General features: G+C 67.2%; 20 protein-coding genes. 15 read left to right on the top strand and 5 right to left on the bottom strand.

All coding sequences use genetic code 11. The annotated features are described in order from the left end of the window. Positions 1-66 precede the first annotated feature (66 nt). From rpmH to V6M37_RS08035, 14 genes are all read left to right on the top strand, one after another. The gene (gene rpmH / locus V6M37_RS08100) at positions 67-201 is read left to right on the top strand and encodes a 50S ribosomal protein L34 (protein WP_002926183.1); all 135 of its coding nucleotides are present in this window, start codon (positions 67-69) and stop codon (positions 199-201) included. 1 nt (position 202) lies between these two features. Next, positions 203-565, top strand: a complete 363-nt coding sequence (gene rnpA, locus V6M37_RS08095) for a ribonuclease P protein component (RefSeq protein ID WP_332672163.1) — start codon at positions 203-205, stop codon at positions 563-565. Next, a complete protein-coding gene (gene yidD / locus V6M37_RS08090) occupies positions 562-771 on the top strand; it encodes a membrane protein insertion efficiency factor YidD (RefSeq protein WP_332672161.1) in 210 nt (69 codons plus the stop codon). Before rnpA ends, yidD begins: the two co-directional genes overlap by 4 nt. Positions 772-793: 22 nt before the next feature. Then, positions 794-2,452, top strand: a complete 1,659-nt coding sequence (gene yidC / locus V6M37_RS08085) for a membrane protein insertase YidC (protein WP_332672159.1) — start codon at positions 794-796, stop codon at positions 2,450-2,452. After that, complete coding sequence (gene mnmE, locus V6M37_RS08080; protein ID WP_332672157.1) at positions 2,424-3,779, top strand: tRNA uridine-5-carboxymethylaminomethyl(34) synthesis GTPase MnmE; 1,356 nt, start codon at positions 2,424-2,426, stop codon at positions 3,777-3,779. The genes yidC and mnmE overlap by 29 nt, the downstream gene beginning before the upstream one ends. Before the next feature lie 202 nt (positions 3,780-3,981). Continuing rightward, positions 3,982-4,761, top strand: coding sequence for a sulfite exporter TauE/SafE family protein (locus tag V6M37_RS08075; protein WP_332672155.1), 780 nt, complete (start codon positions 3,982-3,984; stop codon positions 4,759-4,761). A gap of 366 nt (positions 4,762-5,127) precedes the next feature. After that, positions 5,128-6,384 (top strand): 16S rRNA (cytosine(967)-C(5))-methyltransferase RsmB, encoded by a 1,257-nt coding sequence (gene rsmB / locus V6M37_RS08070; protein WP_332672154.1) that lies wholly within the window; start codon positions 5,128-5,130, stop codon positions 6,382-6,384. Continuing rightward, positions 6,338-6,931, top strand: a complete 594-nt coding sequence (locus V6M37_RS08065; RefSeq protein WP_332672178.1) for a DUF4390 domain-containing protein — start codon at positions 6,338-6,340, stop codon at positions 6,929-6,931. The genes rsmB and V6M37_RS08065 overlap by 47 nt, the downstream gene beginning before the upstream one ends. Beyond that, complete coding sequence (locus V6M37_RS08060) at positions 6,928-9,048, top strand: sensor histidine kinase (protein WP_332672152.1); 2,121 nt, start codon at positions 6,928-6,930, stop codon at positions 9,046-9,048. Before V6M37_RS08065 ends, V6M37_RS08060 begins: the two co-directional genes overlap by 4 nt. 1 nt (position 9,049) lies before the next feature. Beyond that, complete coding sequence (locus V6M37_RS08055) at positions 9,050-10,294, top strand: sigma-54-dependent transcriptional regulator (RefSeq protein WP_332672150.1); 1,245 nt, start codon at positions 9,050-9,052, stop codon at positions 10,292-10,294. Between the two features lie 86 nt (positions 10,295-10,380). Then, positions 10,381-11,784 (top strand): Trk system potassium transporter TrkA, encoded by a 1,404-nt coding sequence (trkA, locus tag V6M37_RS08050; protein WP_332672148.1) that lies wholly within the window; start codon positions 10,381-10,383, stop codon positions 11,782-11,784. A 3-nt stretch (positions 11,785-11,787) separates the two neighbouring features. Continuing rightward, on the top strand, positions 11,788-13,245 hold the full coding sequence (locus tag V6M37_RS08045) for a TrkH family potassium uptake protein (RefSeq protein WP_332672146.1): 1,458 nt from the start codon (positions 11,788-11,790) through the stop codon (positions 13,243-13,245). A gap of 102 nt (positions 13,246-13,347) precedes the next feature. After that, on the top strand, positions 13,348-14,418 hold the full coding sequence (gene hemE, locus V6M37_RS08040; protein WP_332672144.1) for a uroporphyrinogen decarboxylase: 1,071 nt from the start codon (positions 13,348-13,350) through the stop codon (positions 14,416-14,418). A 617-nt stretch (positions 14,419-15,035) separates the two neighbouring features. Continuing rightward, positions 15,036-17,210: a primosomal protein N' gene (locus tag V6M37_RS08035; protein WP_332672142.1), complete on the top strand. Its 2,175-nt coding sequence runs from the start codon at positions 15,036-15,038 to the stop codon at positions 17,208-17,210. A 3-nt stretch (positions 17,211-17,213) separates the two neighbouring features. Here the strand turns inward: V6M37_RS08035 and V6M37_RS08030 are convergent, their stop codons facing one another. Genes V6M37_RS08030 through V6M37_RS08015 form a run of 4 tightly spaced genes read right to left on the bottom strand, consistent with a single transcriptional unit; the run spans position 17,214 to position 20,853 of the window. Then, a complete protein-coding gene (locus V6M37_RS08030) occupies positions 17,214-18,113 on the bottom strand; it encodes an ROK family protein (RefSeq protein ID WP_332672140.1) in 900 nt (299 codons plus the stop codon). A 14-nt stretch (positions 18,114-18,127) separates the two neighbouring features. After that, positions 18,128-18,784, bottom strand: a complete 657-nt coding sequence (gene can / locus V6M37_RS08025; protein ID WP_332672138.1) for a carbonate dehydratase — start codon at positions 18,782-18,784, stop codon at positions 18,128-18,130. 18 nt (positions 18,785-18,802) lie between these two features. Further along, on the bottom strand, positions 18,803-19,546 hold the full coding sequence (locus V6M37_RS08020) for a uracil-DNA glycosylase family protein (protein WP_332672136.1): 744 nt from the start codon (positions 19,544-19,546) through the stop codon (positions 18,803-18,805). 11 nt (positions 19,547-19,557) lie between these two features. Then, entirely contained in the window at positions 19,558-20,853 is a 1,296-nt protein-coding gene (locus V6M37_RS08015) for an AmpG family muropeptide MFS transporter (RefSeq protein ID WP_332672134.1), read from the bottom strand. A 289-nt stretch (positions 20,854-21,142) separates the two neighbouring features. Here V6M37_RS08015 and V6M37_RS08010 point away from each other — a divergent pair, with 289 nt between their 5' ends. Continuing rightward, positions 21,143-21,460 (top strand): hypothetical protein, encoded by a 318-nt coding sequence (locus tag V6M37_RS08010; RefSeq protein ID WP_332672133.1) that lies wholly within the window; start codon positions 21,143-21,145, stop codon positions 21,458-21,460. A 64-nt stretch (positions 21,461-21,524) separates the two neighbouring features. Here V6M37_RS08010 and metW read toward each other — a convergent pair whose 3' ends face one another. Continuing rightward, positions 21,525-22,112, bottom strand: coding sequence for a methionine biosynthesis protein MetW (gene metW / locus V6M37_RS08005; protein ID WP_332672131.1), 588 nt, complete (start codon positions 22,110-22,112; stop codon positions 21,525-21,527).

The raw sequence follows: 22,112 nt of genomic DNA, 5'->3' as shown, positions 1-22,112 counted from the left end.
TGTTCTTGACAAACAGTGGATTATCCGATTCAATCCTGCGTTTGACCCAAATACTGGCAGACCGAAATGAAACGCACCTATCAGCCTTCCGTCGTCCGTCGCAAGCGCACCCACGGCTTCCTGGTTCGCATGAAAACCCGCGGTGGCCGCGCAGTGATCCGCGCTCGGCGCGCCAAGGGACGTCACCGTCTCGCCGTCTGAGGTGAACGGTTCGTCGGGCGTTGACCAGCGGTTTCTCGACGCCTACAGAATAAGAAAAACGGATGAGTATTCATCCGTTTTTGCTTTCCGACGGGCCTGCAAGGGGCGCTACGTCGTCGTTCATTATCGTCCCAACGAGCTCGAAACGGCGCGCCTCGGCGTCGTGGTCGCTAAGAAGCTCGCGAAACGTGCCAACTTGCGCAATCTCGTGAAACGTATCGTGCGCGAACAGTTCCGTAAAATCCGGCACGCCCTGGTCCCTCACGATCTGGTCGTGCGCCTGAACGCGCCCGTGAGTCAGGCGACGCGGGCGATGATCAATGACGATGTCGCGCAGCAGCTGGAGCGCTTTCGACGCTCATGAAGCATCTGCTCCTCGGGTTGCTGCGTATCTACCGTTACGGCATCAGTCCGATGCTTGGGCGCAACTGTCGCTTCTATCCGAGCTGCTCGCATTACGCACACGAAGCGATCGAGCGGCATGGTGCATTGCACGGGGGCTGGCTCGCAGCCAAACGCGTGAGTCGTTGCCATCCTTTCCATCCCGGCGGGTATGATCCCGTCCCCTGAACCCGACTGAAGAATAATTCCGATGGATCAGCGCCGCCTCATACTCGTCCTCGTCTTCCTGCTTTCCACCGTGATGTTGTGGAACGCGTGGCTCCAGCACAACCAGCCTGCCCCAACGGCGCCTGCTCAGACCGCGACCGGAGTCGAGGGCGCTGCCGTTCCGACGCCGACTCCGGGCGCGCCCGCGGTGACGGGAGCCGCCATCCCAGGGGCGGCGGCTGCGGTTGCGCCGGCCTCGGTGGCCCCCAGGGTCACCGTGCGTACCGACCTGATGGTCGCCGAAGTGTCCGCGCAAGGCGGCGACATCGTCCGGCTCGAACTGATCGAGCACAAGGCGAGCGCCGACGAAACGAAGAACTTCGTGCTGTTCGACGACGGCGCGAAGCATGTCTATGCGGCCCAGACGGGCCTGATCGGCGAAGGTTTGCCGACGCACAAGACGGTTTTCGAACTGCCCGCTGGCGAGCAGGTCCTGAAGGACGGCGAAGACAGCCTGACGCTGCGGCTCGAGGCGCCCGAGCAGAACGGCGTCAAGGTCACGAAGCTGATGACCTTCCAGCGCGGCAATTACACGGTGGACGTCAAGTACGAGATCAGCAACGCAAGCGGAAGCCCAGTTGCGCCGCACGCGTATTTCCAGCTGACACGTGACGGACAGGCGGCCGAATCGGTCGAAGCGTTCGGAGTGACGACGTTCACCGGGCCGGCGTTTTACACCGAAGCGGACAAGTTCCAGAAAGTGCAATTCGAGGAAATCGCCGAGGGCAAGGCGAAGTTCGCGAAAAAGGCCGGCGACGGCTGGGTCGCGATGGTGCAGCACTACTTCGTCAGCGCCTGGCTGCCGCAGGAGGCCGGCGACCGCGAATTCTTCGCACAAAAGGTCGGCCCGGACCTGTATTCGTCGGGCGTGATCCTGCCGGTCGCCGCGATCCCGCCGGGCCAGAGCGGCGCGGTCGGAGCGCGCCTCTATGCCGGTCCGCAGGAGCAGGACAAGCTCGAAGACATCGCGCCCGGGCTCGATCTGGTCGTCGATTACGGCTGGCTCACGGTGATCGCCGCGCCGCTGTTCTGGGTGCTCTCGTGGATCCACAACGTCGTCGGCAACTGGGGCTGGGCGATCATCATCGTCACGGTTCTGATCAAGCTGCTGTTCTTCCCGCTGTCGGCGGCGAGCTACAAGTCGATGGCGAAGATGCGCGTGCTCGGCCCGCGCATGCAGCGCATCAAGGAGCTGTACGGCAGCGACAAGGCGAAGATGCAGCAGGAAATGATGGAGATGTACCGGAAGGAGAAGATCAACCCGCTCGGCGGCTGCCTGCCGATCCTGGTGCAGATCCCGGTGTTCATTTCGCTGTACTGGGTGCTGCTCGGCAGCGTCGAGATGCGCCATGCGCCATGGCTCGGCTGGATCCAAGACCTGTCCGCGAAGGATCCGTATTTCATCCTGCCGGTCATCATGGGCGTGTCGATGCTCGTGCAGATGAAGCTCAACCCGACGCCGCCGGACCCGATTCAGGCGAAGGTCATGATGGCGATGCCGGTGATCTTCACGTTCATGTTCCTGTGGTTCCCGTCGGGCCTCGTCCTGTACTGGGTCGTTAACAACATTCTGTCGATCGCGCAGCAGTGGCAGATCACCCGGATGATCGAACGTGGAAAGAGCGGAGCTCAGGCTGCCTGACACGATCGCGGCCGTCGCGACCGCACCCGGTCGCGGCGGAATCGGAGTTGTCCGCGTCTCCGGTTCCGCTCTCGATTCCTTCGCCCGTGCGCTCACGGGCAAAAACCCCGAACCCCGCACTGCGGGGTTCGTTCGTTTTCTGGATTCGGGGGGCGGGACGATCGACGAAGGCCTCCTGCTGTACTTTCCGGCGCCGCGCTCCTTCACCGGCGAGGACGTGATCGAGCTGCAGGGGCACGGCGGGCCGGTCGTGCTGCAGCTGCTGCTGACGCGGTGCGTCGAACTCGGCGCGCGCCTCGCCGAGCCCGGCGAATTCTCGCGCCGCGCTTTCCTGAACGGCAAGATGGACCTTGCGCAGGCCGAGGCCGTCGCCGACCTGATCGAAGCGTCGACGATCGCTGCAGCCCGCTCGGCGGTCCGTTCGCTGTCGGGCGCATTCTCGGACGAGATCCGCCGCTTGACCGACGCGCTGATCGACCTGCGGATGCTGGTCGAGGCGACGCTCGATTTTCCGGAAGAGGAGGTCGAGTTTCTCGAGAAGGCACGCGCGCGGGAGCGGCTCGACGCGATCCGCGCGCAACTCGAAGCGGTTCTGGACCGCGCCCGACAGGGCGCCTTGCTGCGCAGCGGGATGAATGTCGTTCTCGTCGGGCAGCCGAACGTCGGCAAGTCGAGCCTGCTGAACTGTCTTGCCGGCGAGGAGCGGGCGATCGTCACCGAGATTGCGGGGACTACGCGAGACGCGTTACGCGAGACGATCGCGATCGAAGGCATTCCGATCCACATCATCGATACCGCGGGCTTGCGGGACACCGACGACCGGGTGGAGCGAATCGGGGTCGAGCGAACGTGGCGCGAGATCGAGCGCGCCGATGCCATTCTGCGGATCGTCGACGCGCGCGCCGACGTTCAGGCCGAAGACCTGGCTATAGACGCGAGGCTTCCGCCTGGCATCGAAAGAATTGCGGTATTCAATAAAATCGATCTATGTAGCGCCCAACCGTCGCGGGAAGTGCGCGGTGCGGCGGTTTCGCTTCGGATTTCGGCGCAGACGGGCGACGGGATCGATCTGCTTCGTTCCGAGTTGCTGCGCGTCGCCGGCTGGCACGCGCATGGCGAGGACGTCGTGCTCGCGCGCGAGCGCCACCTCGTCGCGCTGCGTGCCGCGCTTGCGCATGTCACCGCTGCGGCGGCCCAATTTGGCGCGCTTGAACTCTTCGCGGAGGAGTTGCGCGGCGCACAGGAACGCCTTGGCGAAATCACCGGGGAGTTCTCCGCCGACGATCTGCTTGGTGTCATTTTTTCGCGGTTCTGCATCGGAAAATGAACCGGCGGAGCGCCGGTGGGCAGCGTTGATTGGATTGACCCTTTCCGGGATGTCGGACGGGTTTGTTGCGCGGCAGGGCAGCGTTCGCGGTCGTATGTTCCTTTCGTGACGGAACGTCCCGTCAGCGAGTGATTCGAGTGAAGGGCTTGTGAAACGGCGTGCGGCGCAGTTCAAATCCGGTTTCACGTGAAACCAGAACAGAATGGAAAACATCGACCACCTCCTACCGCTGCTCGGCCTCGCCGCGTTCTTTGCCGGGCTCGTCGACGCGGTCGTCGGGGGCGGCGGACTGATTCAGATTCCGACGCTTTTCGTCGCCTTTCCCTCCGCGATGCCCGCGACGCTGTTCGGCACGAACAAGCTGGCGTCGATCGTCGGCACCGCGAGCGCGGCGGTGCAGTACGCCCGGCGGGTTGCCATTCCCTGGCGGATCGCTTTTCCCGGCGCGCTCGCCGCGCTCGCCGGCTCGTGGTTCGGGGCGCGCGCGGTCGCCTATCTTTCGCCGGAAATCCTCAGGCCGCTGGTGCTTGCGCTTCTGGCCGTGGTCGCGGTGTACACCTTCGTCCGCAAGGACTTCGGTGTCGGCGAGGATCGCGAGCAGGAGGTGCCCCGCGGCGCGGCAATTGCGGTGGCGATTGGCGGGGGGGTCGGGTTCTACGACGGGTTCTTCGGTCCGGGCACCGGGAGCTTCCTGATCTTTCTCCTGATCAGGCTCCTGCATATGGATTTTCTGCGCGCGTCGGTCACGGCGAAAATCATCAATGTCGCGACGAACGTTGCTGCGATCGCCTTCTTTGCGTTCAATGTCGAGCTGCTGTGGCAGGCGGCGGCGGTCATGGCGTCCTGCAATCTGGCGGGTGCTTTGGTCGGCTCGCGTCTCGCGTTGCGTCACGGGGTAAGGTTCGTGCGCAAGATGTTCCTCGGAGTCGTGTGCGTGCTGATCGCGAAGGTGGCCTACGATCTTCTGACTCAGGCGAGTTGATCGCCGGCGCTGCGTTTCACGTGAAACAGTAATAGACCGCGCTGCGCACGCAGGCCGCAGTTCCCGAAGACCAAAGTGGCAGTGGCGGCCCCCTGGTCTTGTCATTGCCTCTCACCGAAACCCCGTCGTCGATTTGGCTCGCGACGTCCCCGCGTCGCGCCCGATCTGCGGAGGATCGCTGCCGCGGTATTACAATAGCTTCCTTACTTCGCGCCGCACCGGCGTTGCCAACTTATCTTCGCGCCGCGCTCGACGTTTCGCTACGAGCGGCGCGCTTTCCGACCGGTATCCCAAACACTCGTGACGTCCCGCTCCCGCTCCGTCAGAGGTTCTCCCGCACTTGCGCCGGAAAGCCTCGCTTTCGCGTTGTCCCAGGCCGCCGAACTCGTCGCCGCTGTGCTCGAGGGTCGTAACCTCACGGATGCCTACGAGCGGCTGCTGGCTCGCCATCCGCATTGGCCGGACGGCACGCGCGGCGCGGTTCGCGACCTCGCGTGGGGCACCCTCCGCGATTACGGTCGCGGCGACGTCGTGTTGCGCGAGCTGTTGCACAAGCCCCTGCCGGCGACGCTTCATGCGTTGCTGCTGGTCGCCTTGTACCGTCTGGCGACGCGACCCGAGCAGGCTCACACGATCGTCGACCAGACCGTCGAAGCGGCCGCCGCGCTGGCGCCGGGGCTCAAGGGCGTCGTCAACGGCGTATTGCGCAACCGTTTGCGCGACGCCGAGGCCTTCCAGCGGCTGCAGGACAGCGACCCGGCTGCGCGCTATCGCCACCCGGACTGGTGGATCCGGCGGATGCGCGCCGGGTACCCCGAACGGTGGGAGGCCGCACTCGAAGCCGGTAACCGACGGCCACCGATGGCGGTGCGCGTGAATCGGCGCCGCGCGAGCGTCGACGCGATCGAAGCCGATTTTCGCGCACAAGGGATCGACTGTCGTCGTGTCGCCAACGACGCGCTCGTCCTCGACCGCCCGGTCGCCGTCACCGCGCTTCCGGGCTTCGCGGCCGGGCGCGTTTCAGTGCAGGACGCCGGCGCCCAGTGGGCCGGGCGCTGGCTCGATCTGTCGGACGGGCAGCGCGTGCTCGACGCGTGCGCCGCGCCAGGGGGAAAAGCCGCGCAGATCCTCGAGACCGCGGATGTCGAACTCGTCGCGCTCGAACTCGATCCGGCGCGCGTCCGGCGCATCCACGAGAATCTCGTGCGCCTCGGACTCGCGGCAGAGGTGAAGACGGTCGACTGCTGCCGTGTCGACGAATGGTGGGACGGCCGGCCGTTCGACCGCATCCTCGCCGACGTTCCATGCTCCGCGTCCGGCGTGGCTCGCCGCCACCCCGACATCAAGTGGCTGCGCCGCCGCGAAGACATTCCGCGTTTCGCGGCGCAGCAGGCGCAAATTCTCGAAGCACTGTGGCCGACGCTCGCGGTCGGCGGAAAGCTGCTTTATGTAACCTGCTCGGTGTTCGACGACGAGAACGCCGCGCAGATCGCACGCTTCCTGGCCGGGCACCCCGATGCGCAACGCGAGGCGATCGGGAATGACCCCGAACAACAGCTCCTGCCCGACGCGGACCATGACGGTTTCTTTTACGCGCTCCTTCGCAAGCATCGCCAGGCGTAGCCGCGCCGCGCTGCTGGCCCTGCTGCTGGCCGTCGCGTCCCTGCCGGCGCTCGGCGACGGCCGCATCAGCTATGCCGAGATCGTGCCGAGCGAGGAGGGTTACGTCGTCAATGCCGATATCGATCTCGCTCTTAACCCGCGGCTCGCCGATGCGGTGTCGCGCGGCGTATCGCTGTACTTCACCGCGGATTTCGTCATCGAACGCGATCGCTGGTACTGGCTCGACGAGGTAGTCGCGGAGCGCAGCCTCGATTTCCGCCTGTCGTACCATGCGATCAGCCGCAGCTACCGGCTGTCGGTCGGCAACTTCCACCAGAGCTTCGACACGCTGGACGCGGCGGTGCGCACGATGCTGCGCATCCGGAGCTGGCAAATCGTGCCGATCGATGCGCTCGAATCGGGCGTCTCCTACAATGCGGCACTGAAATTCCAGTTTGACACCAGCCTGTTGCCGAAGCCCTTCCAGGTAACCGCGATCGGCAGCCGCGACTGGAATCTCGGCACCGACTGGCTGCACTGGACCTTTCTTGCAGGAGGCGGACGATGAGGCGGGTGCTGCTCGTCGTCGTCGCGGCCATCGCGGGGATCTCGCTGTTCCTGCTCGCGTCGGCGAGCGCGAATACCGACCTGTTCGCGAAGAGCTACCCGTATCTCCTCGCAATCAACGGCGCCGTCGCGGTCGTGCTCGGCGGGCTGGTCGCTTTCCAGCTCCGCGTGCTGTGGCGCGAATACCGCGCGCGCGAGTTCGGGTCCCGCATCAAGTACCGGCTGATGCTGATGTTCGCGCTGATGGCGCTCGTGCCGGGGATGGTCGTCTACGCGATGTCGCTGCAGTTCGTCGTCCGCAGCATCGAGTCGTGGTTCGACGTCCGGGTGGACTCGGCGCTGGAAGGAGGCATCGCGCTCGGCCAGAACGCGCTCGACTACCTCTCGTCGCAGGTCGCCGACAAGGCGCAGGACATGGCGCTCGAACTCGAAATCGCCGACCCGCTGTCGCCGGCGCTGCTGAACCGCCTACGCGAGCGGGCCGGCGTCCGCAGCGCGACGGTCATCGACGGCGCCGCGCAGATCCTCGTGACGGCGTCGTCCGAGCTTTCCGGCTTCCTGCCTGAAGTGCCGACGCTTTCCCAGCTGCGTCAGGCGCGCCAAGCGCAGCGCTATCACATCGTCGATACCCAGCCGGGCGGCGCGCTGACGATACGCGTCGTCGTGCCGATTCCGTCGCGCGCGCTGAGCGTCGAGTCACGCTACCTCCAGCTCACGCAGCCGGTGCCGCAGACTTTCGGGCGCCACGCCGAAGCCGTCCAGGAGGCGTACCGCGAATACCAGCAGCTCACGCTGGGGCGCACCGGCCTGAGGCGCATCTACACGCTGACGCTGACGCTGACCCTGCTGCTCGCGCTGCTCGCAGCGGTCGCCGTCGCGTTCGTGCTGACCCGGCGGCTCGTCGCGCCGCTGCTGATCCTCGCCGAAGGCACGCAAGCCGTCGCCGAAGGGGATCTCAGTCCGCGCCAGGCGCTGCCTGCGCGCGACGAACTCGGTGTCCTGACGCAGTCGTTCAACCGGATGACGCGGCAGCTCGTCGAAGCGCGCGACTCGGCCGAGCGCAACCGCGCGGCGGTCGAGTCGGCCCGGGCCTATCTCGAAAGCGTGCTCGCGAACCTGTCGACCGGCGTGCTCGCGTTCGCCGCGAGCGGGACGCTGCGCGCCGCGAACGCCGGTGCGATGGCGATCCTGCAGGACGAACTGCAGGGCTTCGAGGACCTCGATCTGCGCGACTGGCCGCGCCACGAGCGTTTCCGTGACGCGCTGTTGAAGGGCCTCGGCGAGAACGAAGGTGACTGGCAGGAGCAGCTCGAACTGACCGGGAAGGACGCGAGCTTGCAGACACTGCTGATCCACGGCGCGCGACTGCCCGCCGCGTCCGGCGGCGGGCTCGTCGTCGTGTTCGACGACATCACGCGGATGATCGCCGCACAACGGACCGCCGCGTGGGCGGAGGTCGCACGCCGCCTCGCGCACGAGATCAAGAACCCGCTGACGCCGATCCAGCTGTCGGCCGAGCGCTTGGCGTACAAGCTCGCGGACCGGCTCGACGGCGAAGGGCGCGAGACGCTCGAGCGTGCCACGCGCACGATCGTGAACCAGGTGGAAGCGATGAAGAATCTCGTGAACGGCTTCCGCGATTATGCGAGACTGCCCAGCCCCGTGATGGGCCGGGTCGACCTCAACGCGCTGGTCGCCGAAGTGCTGAATCTCTACGAAAGCTCGCCGGTGATGGTGAGGGCGGAGCTCGGGCGCAAGCTGCCGCTTGTCGCCGGGGACGAAAGCCAGCTGCGCCAGGTGATTCACAACGTGCTGCAGAACGCCGAAGATGCGGTCGCGGGACGGGCGGAAGGCGTCGTGGCGCTGGTCACGCGCCACGATGGCGACCGCGTCGCGCTCGTGATCGGCGACAATGGCCCGGGATTTCCTGCGGAGTTGCTGACGCACGCGTTCGAACCGTACTTCACGACGAAGAGCCGCGGGACCGGCCTCGGCCTGGCGATCGTGAAGAAGATCATCGACGAGCACGGCGGCGACATCCGCCTCGCGAACCCGGAGACTGGCGGCGCCGAAGTGCGCATCCGGCTGCGGGCCGCGATACCAATCAGCGACAAGTGATATGGCGAAAATACTTATCGTCGACGATGAAGTCGGCATCCGCGAGCTGCTGTTCGAAATCCTCAGGGACGAAGGTCACGACGTCATCCTCGCCGAAAACGCCGCTGCCGCGCGTGGCGCGCGCAACGAGGCGCGGCCCGATCTCGTCCTTCTCGACATCTGGATGCCCGACACCGACGGCATCACGCTGCTGAAGGAATGGTCGGCGAACGGGCAGCTGACGATGCCGGTCGTGATGATGTCGGGCCATGGCACGATCGACACCGCGGTCGAGGCGACGCGCATCGGCGCGATCGACTACCTCGAAAAGCCGATCGGCCTGCAGAAACTGCTCGCGGCGGTAAAGCGCGGGCTGCAGCGCCCGTCCGCGCCGGGAACGCCGTCGCCGCTGACGCTCGCGGCCTTCACGCGCTCGGTGCCGCTGCGCGAGCTGCAGCGACTCGTCCAGCAGGTCGCGTCGAACTCGCGCGTGCTGCTGCTGCGCGTCGGAAGCGGCAGCCTCGCCGAACTGGCGGCGCACAGCTTTCAGGCGAAAGGCGCGCCGTGGCTCGACCTGTCGGCCGTATCGCCGCCGCTCGACGTCAATCAGTTGCAGGCCTGCCACGGCGGGGTGCTGTTCGTCTCGGAGCTGTCGCGGCTGTCGCGGACGCAGCAGAAGAATCTCGCGTTCGCGCTCGAGCGCCTGGACCGTTACGACCTGAGGCTGGTCGTCGCGACCGACCACGCGATGGACGCGCTGGCCCGCGAAGGCTGGGACGAGTCGCTCGTCGCGAGGCTGTTCGAGGTCAGCCTCGCGCCGCCGTCGATCGCCGACATCCGCGATGACTTGCCGGAGCTCGCCGCGCAATTGCTTTTGCATCTGGTCGAGGCGGGTGAAGTGCCGCGGCGGCAGTTTTCCACCGCCGCGCTGAATACGCTGCGCGCGCAGGCGTGGAACGGCGGCTACACGGAACTGCGCGCGGCGGTGAAGTCGCTCGCACTCGGCACGCTCGAGGAGGAGATCTGCCTGGCGGACGTGCGCCGCCTGCTGATGCCGACGACCGAGGGCAGCGCGGGCGTGTCGCTCGACCAGCCGCTGCGCGAGGCGCGCGAAGCATTCGAACGCCTGTATTTCGAGCACCACCTGCGGCTCGAAGGCAGCAACATGACGCGGCTCGCCGAGAAAAGCGGTCTGGAGCGCACCCATCTTTACCGCAAGCTCAAGCAGCTCGGGCTGCAGACCAGTCGCAAAAACGAGGAGCACTGACGATGGTGCAATGCAGCAACGCCACGCGCGACGCGGCGACGCCGCCCGTCCGCCGCCGTGAATCCTGATCCGCGCATTCGCCCACGATGAAGATCATCATTCTCGGCGCCGGCCAGGTCGGCGCCTCGGTGGCCGAGAACCTCGTATCGGAAGCCAACGACATCACGCTCGTCGACACCAGCGCCGAACACCTCGAAATCCTGCGCGACCGGCTCGAACTGCGCACGGTGCGCGGGAACGCGGCTTCGCCGACCGTATTGCGCGAAGCCGGCGCCGACGACGCCGACCTGCTGATCGCGGTGACGCAGTCGGACCAGACGAACCTCTGCGCATGCCGCGTCGCGAAGACGCTGTTCAACCTGCCGACGCGCATCGCCCGCCTGCGCTCGACGGATTTCGTCGACCACCCCGAGCTGCTGTCCGACGAGAACTTCGCGGTCGATTTCTCGATCTGCCCCGAGCAGATCGTGACCGATTACATCAAGCGGCTGATCGCGTTTCCCGAAGCGCTACAGGTGCTGGAATTCGCCGAAGGCGTCGTCAGCCTGATCGGCGTGCGCGCGTTCGAAGGCGGACCGCTGGTCGGCCACCCGCTGAAGGCGCTGCGCTATCACATGCCGAACGTCGAAGTGCGGATCGCGGCGATCTACCGCGAAGGCGAAGCGCTGATTCCCGAGGGCGACACGATGATCCTGCCGGGCGATGAAGTGTTCTGTCTCGCCTCGACGGTGCATATCCGCCAGGTGATGCGCGAACTTCGCCGCTCGGACCTGCCGATGCGCCGGATCATGATCGCCGGCGGCGGCAACATCGGGCTGCGGCTCGCGCGCTCGATCGAGACCGAATACAACGTCAAGGTGCTCGAACTCGACAAGCTGCGCGCCGAAGTGATCGCGACCCAGCTGTCGCGGGCGCTGGTGCTGCGCGGCGACTCGACCGACGAAAAACTGCTCGAGAACGAAGGGATCGACGAGATCGACCTCTTCGTGGCGCTGACCAACGATGACGAGGACAACATCATGTCCACGTCGCTCGCGAAGCGGATGGGCGCGCGCCGCACGCTGGCGCTGATCAACCGCCGGAGCTACGTCGATCTCGTGCAGGGCGGCCCGATCGACATCGCGATCTCGCCCGCGCAGACGTCGATCGGCTCGCTGCTCGCGCACGTGCGCCGCGGCGACGTCGTCGCGGTCCATAGCCTGCGCCGCGGCGCCGCGGAAGCGCTCGAAATCATCGCGCACGGTTCGGAGAAGGACTCGAAGGTCGTCGGCCGCAAGATCCAGGACGTCGCGTTGCCGAAAGGAGTGACGATCGGGGCGATCGTGCGCGACGAACGTCGTCCGGACGGCAAGGTGATGCGCCGGCAGGTCGTGATTCCGCATCACGACACCGTCATCGAAGGTGGCGACCACGTGATCGTGTTCTGCACCCACAAGAAGCTGGTTCGGCAAGTCGAGAAACTGTTCCAGGTCGGCTTCACGTTCCTGTAAGCCATGCGAAGCTACTTCCCGGTTCTCAACGCGCTCGGCCTGATCGTCCTGATCTTCGGCCTGCTGATGGGTTTTCCGCTCGCGGTGTCGTTTTTTCTCGGCGACGATGCGACCCGCGCGTTCGACCACGCGGTCCTGATCACCGGCGCTGCCGGCCTGCTGCTGTGGTTGCCGACGCGCGGCGTCCGCCGCGACCTCCGCCCCCGGGACGGCTTCCTGCTCGTCGCGCTGACGTGGATCGTCACGCCGATCTTCGGCGCGATTCCGCTCGCGAGCTACCTGCCGAACCTCTCCGCGGTGGACGCGTATTTCGAGGCGGTGTCCGGGCTGACGGCGACCGGCGCGACGATCCTGCGCGGGCTCGACGCGATGCCGATCTCGGTGAACCTGTGGCGCACGTTCATGCACTGGATCGGCGGCATGGGCGTCATCGTGCTCGTCGTCGCGATCCTGCCGCTGCTGGGCATCGGCGGGCGCCAGCTCTTCAAGGCGGAAGTGCCGACGCCGATGAAGGAGTCCAGTCTCACGCCGCGCATCACCGAAACCGCGAAAGGCCTGTGGCTCACCTATTCGCTGCTGACCGCCGCGTGTGCGGTGAGCCTGTGGCTCGCGGGACTCGACGGCTGGGAGGCGCTGATCCACGCGTTTTCGGTCACCGGCCTCGGCGGCTTCTCGAGCAAGGACGCCTCGCTCGGCTACTTCAACGACGTCTCGGTCGACCTCGTCGTGATCACGTTCGCGCTACTAGCCGGCCTCAACTACGCGACGCACTATCTCGCGCTGATCCGCCGCAGCCCGCGTCCCTACCTCGCCGACCCGGAGCTGCGCTTCTATTTCGGCGTGCTCGCGCTCAGCGTCCTCGGTCTGAGCGTCTATCTGATGCAATTCGGCGCGCATCCCAATTTCCTGACCACGCTGCGCTACGTCGCCTTCCACGTCGTGTCGATGTCGACATCGCTCGGGCTGGCGACCTACGACTACACACTGTGGCCGATGTTCGCGCAGATCTGGATGCTGTTTCTCGGCAGCTTCATCGCCTGTTCGGGCTCCGCCGGCGGCGGCATCAAGATGATGCGGGCGATCATCCTCTACAAGCAGGTGTTCCGCGGCATCGTGCGGTCGTTGCACCCGCAGGCGGTGCACCCGGTCCGGCTGGGCAGCCAGCCGGTGTCCGAGGACGTCCTGCACGCGGTGCTTGGCTTCAGCTTCATGTACATGGTCACAATCGTGTCGCTGACGCTCGTGCTGTCGGCGACCGGGCTCGACATCATCACCGCGTTTTCCGGTGTCGTCGCGTGCCTGAACAACACCGGCCCGGGGCTCGGCGAGATCGGCCCGACGTCGAACTACCAGATCCTCACCGACGTGCAGACCGGCGTGCTCGCCTTCACGATGATCCTCGGCCGCCTCGAGATCTTCACCCTCCTCGTCGTGCTCACGCCGGTGTTCTGGCGCCGCTGACGGCGCTGCCCGCGCGCGGGGGCGGGAACTCCGGGGTCGGCATGCCGGACGAAAACACGGATAATCGCGGTTTGCCGAACCGGCAGACAAAAGGATGCGAACGTGAGCCGTCTCGAGAACGATACTTTCCTGCGCGCGCTGCTGCGCGAGCCGACCGAATACACGCCGCTGTGGCTGATGCGCCAGGCCGGGCGCTATCTGCCGGAGTATTGCGAGACGCGTCGGCGCGCGGGCAGCTTCCTGAATCTGTGCAAGAGCCCTTCTCTCGCGTGCGAAGTCACGCTGCAACCGCTCGAACGCTACGACCTGGACGCGGCGATCCTATTCTCGGACATCCTGACGGTGCCCGACGCGATGGGTCTCGGGCTGTATTTCGCCGAGGGCGAAGGCCCGCGCTTCGAACGCCCGCTGCGCGACGAGTGGGAGATCCGCAACCTCGCCGCGCCCGACCCGCACGTCGAACTGCAGTACGTGATGGACGCCGTCGCCGAGATCCGCCGCGCGCTCGACGGGCGCGTCCCGCTGATCGGCTTCTCGGGCAGTCCGTGGACGCTCGCGTGCTACATGGTCGAAGGCGGTTCGTCCGACGACTATCGCAAGATCAAGACGCTCGCCTACAGTCGCCCCGACCTGCTGCATCACATCCTCGCCGTTACCGCCGACGCCGTCGTCGCCTACCTCAACGCGCAGATCGAAGCCGGCGCGCAGGCGGTGATGGTGTTCGACTCATGGGGCGGCGTGCTCTCCGAAGCCGCGTACCGCGAATTCTCACTGCGCTATCTTGAGCGCGTCATCGCCGGCCTGACGCGCGAACGCGACGGCCGCCGCGTGCCGAACATCGTGTTCACGAAGGGCGGCGGCCTGTGGCTCGAGAGCATCGCGGCGATCGGCTGCGATGCGGTCGGGCTCGACTGGACGATGGACATCGGGCGTGCGCGCGCCCTCGTCGGCGACAAGGTGGCGCTGCAGGGCAACCTCGATCCGTCGATCCTGTTCGCCCCCGCGGACGCGATCGCGACCGAGGCGAAGCGTGTTCTCGACGCGTTCGGGCCCCACCCCGGCCATGTGTTCAACCTCGGCCACGGGATCTCGCAATTCACGCCGCCCGAGGCCGTGTCGGTGCTCGTCGACACCGTGCACGAGCACAGCCGCAAGCTGCGCAGCGGCGGCTGATGCTGCCGCAGCAGGACGGAGATGCCGCGGTTGCCGGCGTTGCCGTCGCTGCCCGGCGGACGTCCGCTCCTTGGCGGTGTCGTGCGAACCTGGCACCGGGTAGTCGGCGGACTCGGGCTGCGGCCTCCGAAGTTCGGTGCAGCGCCCCACGATCCTGAAATCGTCGTCGGCTGCCCTGCACGTCCGCGACGGGAACAGCGGCTTTTCCGGCGGTCCGTTCAACGTCGCGGAGGGCCGAGCGCCGGGTATCCGGCGGCTCTCGGCTCTCGGCTGTCAAGAACAAAATCTTTCTCGGTAGCTTGACTTATGCACATCAACCCGTTCCGGGTGCCGGCTTCATGCGAGACAGATAGTGCGAACGTAACGTTTTACTAAGTGTTTGTAAATTAAGAAAAAACATTTTGCCTACTGTTAAGGCAAAGTGACAGAAGGGCTTGCTCGGCGCCGGGTTCACGGCGTTTCACCCAAGCTGCTCACAAAGTTATCCACAGAATATGTGGACAAGGCCGCTAAGGGTTCTCCGTTAGGCATTTAGTGGCCTTTTCCAAGTATCGACTTAAGTTCCCGCCGCAAGTGGTTGAAATTGAACAGGAAGCGGCGAACGAGAGCACGCCCGTATGCCGATCGTCCGCGTTTCGCTCCCCGTTCCGCTCCTGCAACTCTTTGATTACACATCGGAAGATGCGACGGTGCGGGACCTCGGGCGGTGCGTTCGGGTGCCGTTCGGGCGGGGCGAGAAGAGCGGCGTGATCGTCGGCCTGCCGGGGGCTTCGGATGTGGATCCCTCGCGTCTCAAGCCGGTGCGGCACATCCAGCGTGAAGTCGCGCCGCTGCCGGCGGACTGGCTCGAGCTGGTCGGCTTCGTCGCGCACTACTACCATGCGCCGCTTGGCGAGGTCATCGCGCTCGCGCTGCCGCCCGGCCTGCGGCGGGCCGATGCGGTCAGCGACCGGGACGCGGACCCGCTGCTGGCGCTCACCGACGAGGGACGCGCGGCGCTGGAGGCGGACCGCCGCGCCAGCCGGGCGCTGTCGTTGCTGGGGGAGTTGAACGTGGCCGGCGTCGTGCGGCGCAGCGTCGCGCGCGCGCTTCCCTCGGGGGAAAGCGTCGGCGACGCGCTGCGGCGCGGCTGGATCGCCGCGGTGAAGGCGTCCGATCCCGCCGAGTGCAGGCCGGGGGGACTGCCCGAGCTGACCGCCGAACAGCTCGCGGCGGTCGACGCGGTCACCGGCGCCCCGCCCGGTTTCGTGCCGTGGCTGCTGCACGGCGTCACCGGCAGCGGCAAGACCGAGGTGTATCTGCGGCTCGCCGCGCGTGCCTTGCAGGCAGGGCGTCAGGTATTGATGCTCGTGCCCGAAATCGCGCTGACGCCGCAGCTCGAATCCCGCGTCGCCGGACGTTTCCCGTCGGCGAACGTCGTCAGCCTGCATTCGGCCCTCGCGGAAGGCGCACGCTCGCGCGGCTTCGTGCAGGCGCTCGAGGGGCACGCCGACATCGTGCTCGGGACGCGGCTGTCGGTTTTTGCGCCGCTGCCGCGCCTCGGCCTGATCCTCGTCGACGAGGAGCACGACGCGTCGTACAAGCAGCAGGAAGGGGTGCGCTATTCGGCGCGCGACATCGCGGTGTGGCGCGCGCGTCAGCGCGCCGTGCCGGTCGTGCTCGGCTCGGCGACGCCGTCGCTCGAAAGCTGGCAGCACGTGCGCGAGGGACGGTATCGCGGGTTGCGGCTCACCGCGCGCGCGATCGCGAGCGCGCTGCCGACGGTGCGGCGGATCGACACGCGGCGGCTGCGGCTCGACGAGGGCCTGAGCCCGGCGTTGCAGGCGGCGATCGCGACCCGGCTCGAACGCGGCGAACAGAGCCTGGTGTTCCTCAACCGCCGCGGCTACGCGCCGGTGCTGTCGTGCCCGTCCTGCGGCTGGGTCAGCCAGTGTCCACACTGTTCGGCGAACCTCGTCGTGCACCTCGCCGACCGCCGGCTGCGCTGCCACCACTGTGGCTGCGACCACGGCATCCCGCCCGCGTGCCCGGTGTGCGGCAACCAGGATATCCAGCCGTTCGGGCGCGGCACGCAGCGCATCGAGGCGCGGCTCGCCGAGCTGTTCCCGGCCGCCCGCGTGCTGCGCGTCGACCGCGACTCGGCGCGCACCCGCACGCAATGGGAAAGCCTGCTCGCGCGGATCGCCGTCGGCGACGCCGACATCCTCGTCGGCACGCAGATGATGGCGAAAGGGCACGACTTCCCGAACCTCACGCTGGTCGGCGTCGTCGGCGCGGACGCGTCGCTGCACGCGGCCGATTTCCGCGCGCCCGAGCGGCTGTTCCAGCAGCTGATGCAGGTCGGCGGACGCGCCGGCCGCGCCCACCTCGCCGGCGAAGTGCTGATCCAGACCGAGTACCCGGACCATCCGCTGTACCGCTGCCTCGTGCGCCACGATTTCGACGCGTTCGCCGCGAGCGCGCTCGACGAGCGCCGCCAAGCCGGTTTCCCGCCGTTCACGTTCCAGGCGATGCTGCGCGCCGACGCGCCGGCGCTCGACGACGCGATGGCCTTCCTCGCGCACGCGAAGCGGCTCGCGCAGGACGCCGCGCCGGAAGGCTTGCGCGTCTTCGACGCGGTGCCGATGCGCCTGACGCGGCTCGCGCGGCGCGAGCGCGCCCAGCTCCTCGTCGAAGCGGACGCGCGCAGCGTGCTGCAGGAGTTCGTCGGCCGCTGGATAAGGATGCTGCGCGGGCAGCGCGTCGGCCGAGAGCTGCGCTGGCAGCTCGATATCGATCCGCTCGACGTCTGACGGTCAGGTCGCCGGCCACAGCCACGCCGCGCCGCGGACGCCGGACGAGTCGCCGTGCGCGCTCGGCACGAGCCGCGTGACGACGGAATCCGAGAACACGTGCGCGCCCCAGTGGCCCGGCACGTTGCGGTACAGGCGATCAAGCCGCGAGAGGCCGCCGCCGAGCACGATCACGTCCGGGTCGAGGAGGTTCATCACCGCCGCAAGCGCCCGCGCGAGTCGGTCCTCGTAGCGCACGAGCGTCGCCTCGCATTCGGTGTCGCCCTGTTGCGCTGCGCTCGCGATCCCGGCCGCCGTCATCGTGCGGCCCGTCCTTCGCGCATGATCGGCCGCCATGCCGGGGCCGGACAGGTAGGTCTCGATGCAGCCGCGACGGCCGCAATAGCAGGCCGGAAACGGCAGATCGTCGCCTTCGGCGAGCGGCAGCGGCATGTGGCCCCATTCCCCGGCGATCGCGTTGGCACCGACGAGCAGCTGCCCGCGCACGACGATGCCGCCACCGACCCCGGTGCCGAGGATGACGCCGAACACGGTTTGCGCGTCCGCTCCCGCGCCGTCGGCGGCTTCGGACACCGCGAAGCAGTTCGCGTCGTTCGCGATCCGGAGTTCCCGCCCGAGACGGGCCGCGAGGTCGTGCAGCAGCAGGCGGCCGTTCAGGCAGGTCGAATTCGCGTTGCGAATGCGCCCGTCGCGCGGCGACGGCGAACCCGGCGTACCGATGCCGACGCTCGCGGTCGCACCGATTTCCCGCTCCGCCGCTTCGACGAGGGCCGCGACGGTCTCCACGGTCGCCGGGTAGTCGCCCTGCGGTGTCGCCACGCGGCGGCGCAGCAGTTCGCCGCCGTGCCGGTCGAGCGCGACGACTTCGATCTTCGTGCCGCCGAGGTCGATCCCGATCCGCATCGCGGCGGGAAGCGTCAGAGGCGCTGTGCGCGCAGCCGCGAGACCGCGTCGCGGTAGCCTTCGAGCGCCTCGCTGCGGCTCGCCGCGCTGACGTCGAGATTGCTCACCAGGCCGTTCGCGACGCTGTAGCACCAGCCGTGGATCATGACCTGCTGGCCACGCTCCCAGGCTTCGCGCAACACCGAGGTCTGGCTGATATTGACGACCTGCTGCATCACGTTCAGCTCGCACAGCCGGTTCACGCGCTCCGCCGGCGCCTCGATCGCACTGAGCAGCGGTTCGTGCAGGTCGCGAACGTCCTGCACGTGGCGCAGCCAGTTGTCGATCAGCCCGAGCCTCCGGTTCGTCAGCGCCGCGCCGACGCCGCCGCAGCCGTAGTGGCCGACGACGAGAATGTGTTTGACCTGCAGCACATCGACGGCGTACTGGATCACCGACAGCGCGTTCAGGTCGGTATGCACGACAACGTTTGCGACGTTGCGATGCACGAAGACTTCGCCCGGGGCGAGGCCGATGATCTGGTTCGCCGGCACCCGGCTGTCCGAGCATCCGATCCACAGATATTCGGGCGACTGCTGGTTCGCGAGGCGCCGGAAGAAGGCCGGATCCTCCTCGCGCATGCGCTCGGACCAGTTGCGGTTGTTCTCGAACAGTTCGTGGATTGCCTTCATCGGAGTCCTCGGGAGGTTTCAGATCGGGGGCCAGACGCCGAGCGCGACGAGCTGCTTCGTCGCCGCCTCGGCCCAGCCGCGGTTTGCCGCCGGGCTCGCCGGGCTCGGGTGAAGAATACGGCCGATGCGCAGCCCGCGGCCGGCGAGCGCCTCGGTGGCGCGGCCCTCGGCCCAGACGCCGACGCCGATCACCCACTCGGGCTCGAGGGCGTCGATGACGCCGCGCAGGTGCTCGTCGCACGCGGCAAGAAGCGGCTGCGCCTCGGCTGCCGGGAGCTTGTCGGGCGTGAGGTTGCGGCCGTGGTCGAAGAACGCCAGCGGGCAGTAGTTCGCGACGAAATGGTCGGCGAAGAAGGCTTCCGGCGAGCCGAAGCGCGTACGGAAAAGGCCCCATACCCGGCGCCCGCTGACTTCGGAGCGGGCGCAGTCGAAGCCTTCGATCGGACGCTTCGGGTTGCAGACCTCGGGACGGCGCACGGCGCCGTCGAGCCCCAGCCAGTCGCGCACCGCTTCGATCTCGCCGAACGGCACGCCCGTCTGCACCATGCCGAATGGACCGGGGTTCATGCCGACGAAGACGACGCGCTTGCGTCCGCGGCCGTAGCGGCGCAGGTAGGCCTCGTGCACGTCCCACGCGTAGTCGAGGGGGTTGTAGACGTGGCTCACCGGCAGCGCGAAACGCAGCTCGGCGAGTCGGCGAGCGAGGACACCGGCCGCGTCGATCAGCAGATCGGCAGTGTCGACGCAGAGTTTATCGTTCATGATTTCGGGCCTCAGGCCCGCTCCGGCTCAGCCGCGATCGCGCGCGGTTCGCCGTTCCACGGGGCGACTCTCAGCAGCAGCAGCATGCCGGGAATCCCGAGGAGGAAGCAGGCCCAGAAAAAGTCGTACCAGCCCATCTGCTCGACGAGCCAGCCGGCGGACGCGTTGATGAATGTGCGCGGCATCGCCATCAGGCTCGTGAAGAGCGCGAGCTGCGTCGCGGTGTAGGCGGGGTGCGTCGTGCGCGCCATGTACGCGACGAAGGCCGTCGTGCCGAGGCCGACGCCGACCGCTTCGCCGCCGATCACGACCGCGAGGATCGCGAGCCGCCCCGCGTCCGACGGCGCGGGCCCGAGCCACGCGAGCCAGACGAAGCCGAGGATCGTGACGATCCGCACGAGCCCGAACAGCCACAGCGCGCGGTTGATGCCGAGCTTGACCATCCACAGCCCGCCGAGGATGCCGCCGATGACCGACGGCCACAGGCCGGCGTTCTTCGCGACGATGCCGATGTCGGTCTTCGTGTAGCCCATGTCGAGATAGAACGGTGTCGCGAGCGCCGTGCACAGCGAATCGCCGAGTTTGTACAGGAACAGGAACGCGAGCACGAGCAGCGCCGAGCGCACGCCGTGGCGGCCGAAGAACTCCCGGAACGGCTCGACGACCGCGGCCCGCAAGGTGCGCGGCGTTCCGGCGACCACCTTTGGTTCCTTCGACAGCACCGTCATCGCGACGCCCGGCAGCATGAACAGCGCGGTGATCAGGAACACGCTTCCCCACGGCAGGCGGTCCGCGAGGATCAGCGACAGCGAGCCGGGAACGAGCCCGGCGATGCGGTACGCGTTCACATGGATCGCGTTGCCGAGGCCGAGCTCGATTTCCGGCAGGATCTCGCGCCGGAAGGCGTCGAGCGCGATGTCCTGCGTCGCCGACAGCAGCGCGATCGCGGCCGTCAGCCCGGCGACGAGGCCGAGGTGTTCCACCGGCGACACCTGGCCGAGCCACGCGATCGCCGCGACCAGGCCGAGCTGCGTCACGAGCATCCAGCCGCGGCGACGCCCGAGCCACGGCAGGATGCCGAAGCGGTCGAGCAGCGGCGCCCACAGGAACTTCCATGTGTAGGGGAACTGGATCAGCGCGAACGCGCCGATCGCCTTCAGCGACAGCCCCTCGGTCTTCAGCCAGGCGGGCACGAGGTTCAGCAGCAGGTACAGCGGCAGGCCGGACGCGAAGCCCGTGAAGACGCAGATCAGCATCCGGCGGTTCAGCAGCGCGGCGAGCCACGCGGGACGGGAGAAAGAAGGCACGGGCGGCTTTTCGCGAAGGAACGCCGGCATTATCCCAGATCGCGGCCGGCGTCCGGCGCGGAAAACGCGGGATCGTGCGATGCGACGGGTCCGCTCGATTTCCGCACGGGTCGCCGAGTCCCCCAATCCCCAACCGGCGGGCACGTTCAGGACAGCGGCTGGACCGCAGCGCCTGGCGGCACCTGCCCTGCTCGCGCGTCCCGACCGATCGCGGGGCTTGCCTGCGGAGCCGGAGCGACCCGAGAATGCCGTTTTCAACATAACGCCTGGACACTGGGAGGAGACTGGAATGAGCCAGTACGTGATCGTGTCGTACGGACCTGACCGCGAATACGAAGTGACGGTGCCCGACGCCGACACCGCGAACCTGACGAAGGAGCAGGCCCGGGCGTGGCTCGCGAAGGAGTTCGAGACGCTCGAATGTTCGCCGTCGAACCCGATGGGAAAGATCCTCGTGCTCGACATGATCCTGAACGTCGCGAAGTACGGCGGCGAGGACCACTTCAAGCTCATTTCCGAATGGGCGCGGCAGTTCGCGGCCGCGACGCTGGTGGCGCTCGGGCGGCCGGTGATCACCGTGGATATCGGCAACTACACGATCCGGTAGCGCCGGCCGGCCCGGTGGAAGCCGGCGCCTTTCGGGGAGCCGGCTTTCCGCTTCGGCAGAGGGCTCAGCCGCCCCGGCCGAGCCGATATACCGCGACGCTCGCGAGGAAGTTCGGTTCGTCGAGAATCAGCGTGCTGTCGTCGAACGCGAGGCGCTCGCGCACGACGATCCCGTTCATCTCGCACAGCGCATCGAAGTCGGCGATCGTGAAGAAGCGCACGTTCGGCGTGTTGAACCACTGGTGCGGCAGGCTTTCCGACACCGGCATGCGGCCGTTGAGGATGCTCTGGCGGTGGCGCCAGTAGCCGAAGTTCGGAAAGCTCACGACCGCCTCATGGCCGACGCGCAGCATTTCCGCGAGGATGCCCTGCGTGTTGTGCATCGCCTGCAGGGACAGGCTCATGATCACGTGGTCGAAGAAGCCGTCCTCGAAGCCGGCGAGCCCCTTCTCCATGTCGATCTGGATCACGTTGACGCCGTTCTTCGCGCACGCGAGGAGCTTCTCCGGGTCATTCTCGACGCCATAGCCCTGCACCTGCCGGACTTCGACGAGGTGTTTCAGCAGGCTGCCGTCGCCGCAGCCCAGATCGAGCACCTTCTCGCCGGGAGAAATCCACTGCGTGATGATCTCGTGGTCGTAACGGTAGGCCAT

Source organism: Aromatoleum sp., from assembly GCF_036675785.1.
Taxonomy (GTDB): Bacteria; Pseudomonadota; Gammaproteobacteria; order Burkholderiales; family Rhodocyclaceae; genus Aromatoleum.
Note: the sequence above shows the minus strand (reverse complement) of the source record. Positions and strands in the feature narration are given on the sequence as shown.

Excerpts from the sequence above, each read along its gene's own strand:
- rpmH (WP_002926183.1), top strand. The coding sequence starts at position 67 with ATGAAACGCACCTATCAGCCTTCCGTCGTCCGTCGCAAGCGCACCCAC.
- yidD (WP_332672161.1), top strand. The coding sequence starts at position 562 with ATGAAGCATCTGCTCCTCGGGTTGCTGCGTATCTACCGTTACGGCATC.
- yidC (WP_332672159.1), top strand. The coding sequence starts at position 794 with ATGGATCAGCGCCGCCTCATACTCGTCCTCGTCTTCCTGCTTTCCACC.
- V6M37_RS08075 (WP_332672155.1), top strand. The coding sequence starts at position 3,982 with ATGGAAAACATCGACCACCTCCTACCGCTGCTCGGCCTCGCCGCGTTC.
- V6M37_RS08065 (WP_332672178.1), top strand. The coding sequence starts at position 6,338 with ATGACGGTTTCTTTTACGCGCTCCTTCGCAAGCATCGCCAGGCGTAGC.
- V6M37_RS08060 (WP_332672152.1), top strand. The coding sequence starts at position 6,928 with ATGAGGCGGGTGCTGCTCGTCGTCGTCGCGGCCATCGCGGGGATCTCG.
- V6M37_RS08055 (WP_332672150.1), top strand. The coding sequence starts at position 9,050 with ATGGCGAAAATACTTATCGTCGACGATGAAGTCGGCATCCGCGAGCTG.
- trkA (WP_332672148.1), top strand. The coding sequence starts at position 10,381 with ATGAAGATCATCATTCTCGGCGCCGGCCAGGTCGGCGCCTCGGTGGCC.
- V6M37_RS08045 (WP_332672146.1), top strand. The coding sequence starts at position 11,788 with ATGCGAAGCTACTTCCCGGTTCTCAACGCGCTCGGCCTGATCGTCCTG.
- V6M37_RS08035 (WP_332672142.1), top strand. The coding sequence starts at position 15,036 with ATGCCGATCGTCCGCGTTTCGCTCCCCGTTCCGCTCCTGCAACTCTTT.
- V6M37_RS08030 (WP_332672140.1), bottom strand. The coding sequence starts at position 18,113 with ATGCGGATCGGGATCGACCTCGGCGGCACGAAGATCGAAGTCGTCGCG.
- can (WP_332672138.1), bottom strand. The coding sequence starts at position 18,784 with ATGAAGGCAATCCACGAACTGTTCGAGAACAACCGCAACTGGTCCGAG.
- V6M37_RS08020 (WP_332672136.1), bottom strand. The coding sequence starts at position 19,546 with ATGAACGATAAACTCTGCGTCGACACTGCCGATCTGCTGATCGACGCG.
- V6M37_RS08010 (WP_332672133.1), top strand. The coding sequence starts at position 21,143 with ATGAGCCAGTACGTGATCGTGTCGTACGGACCTGACCGCGAATACGAA.
- metW (WP_332672131.1), bottom strand. The coding sequence starts at position 22,112 with ATGGCCTACCGTTACGACCACGAGATCATCACGCAGTGGATTTCTCCC.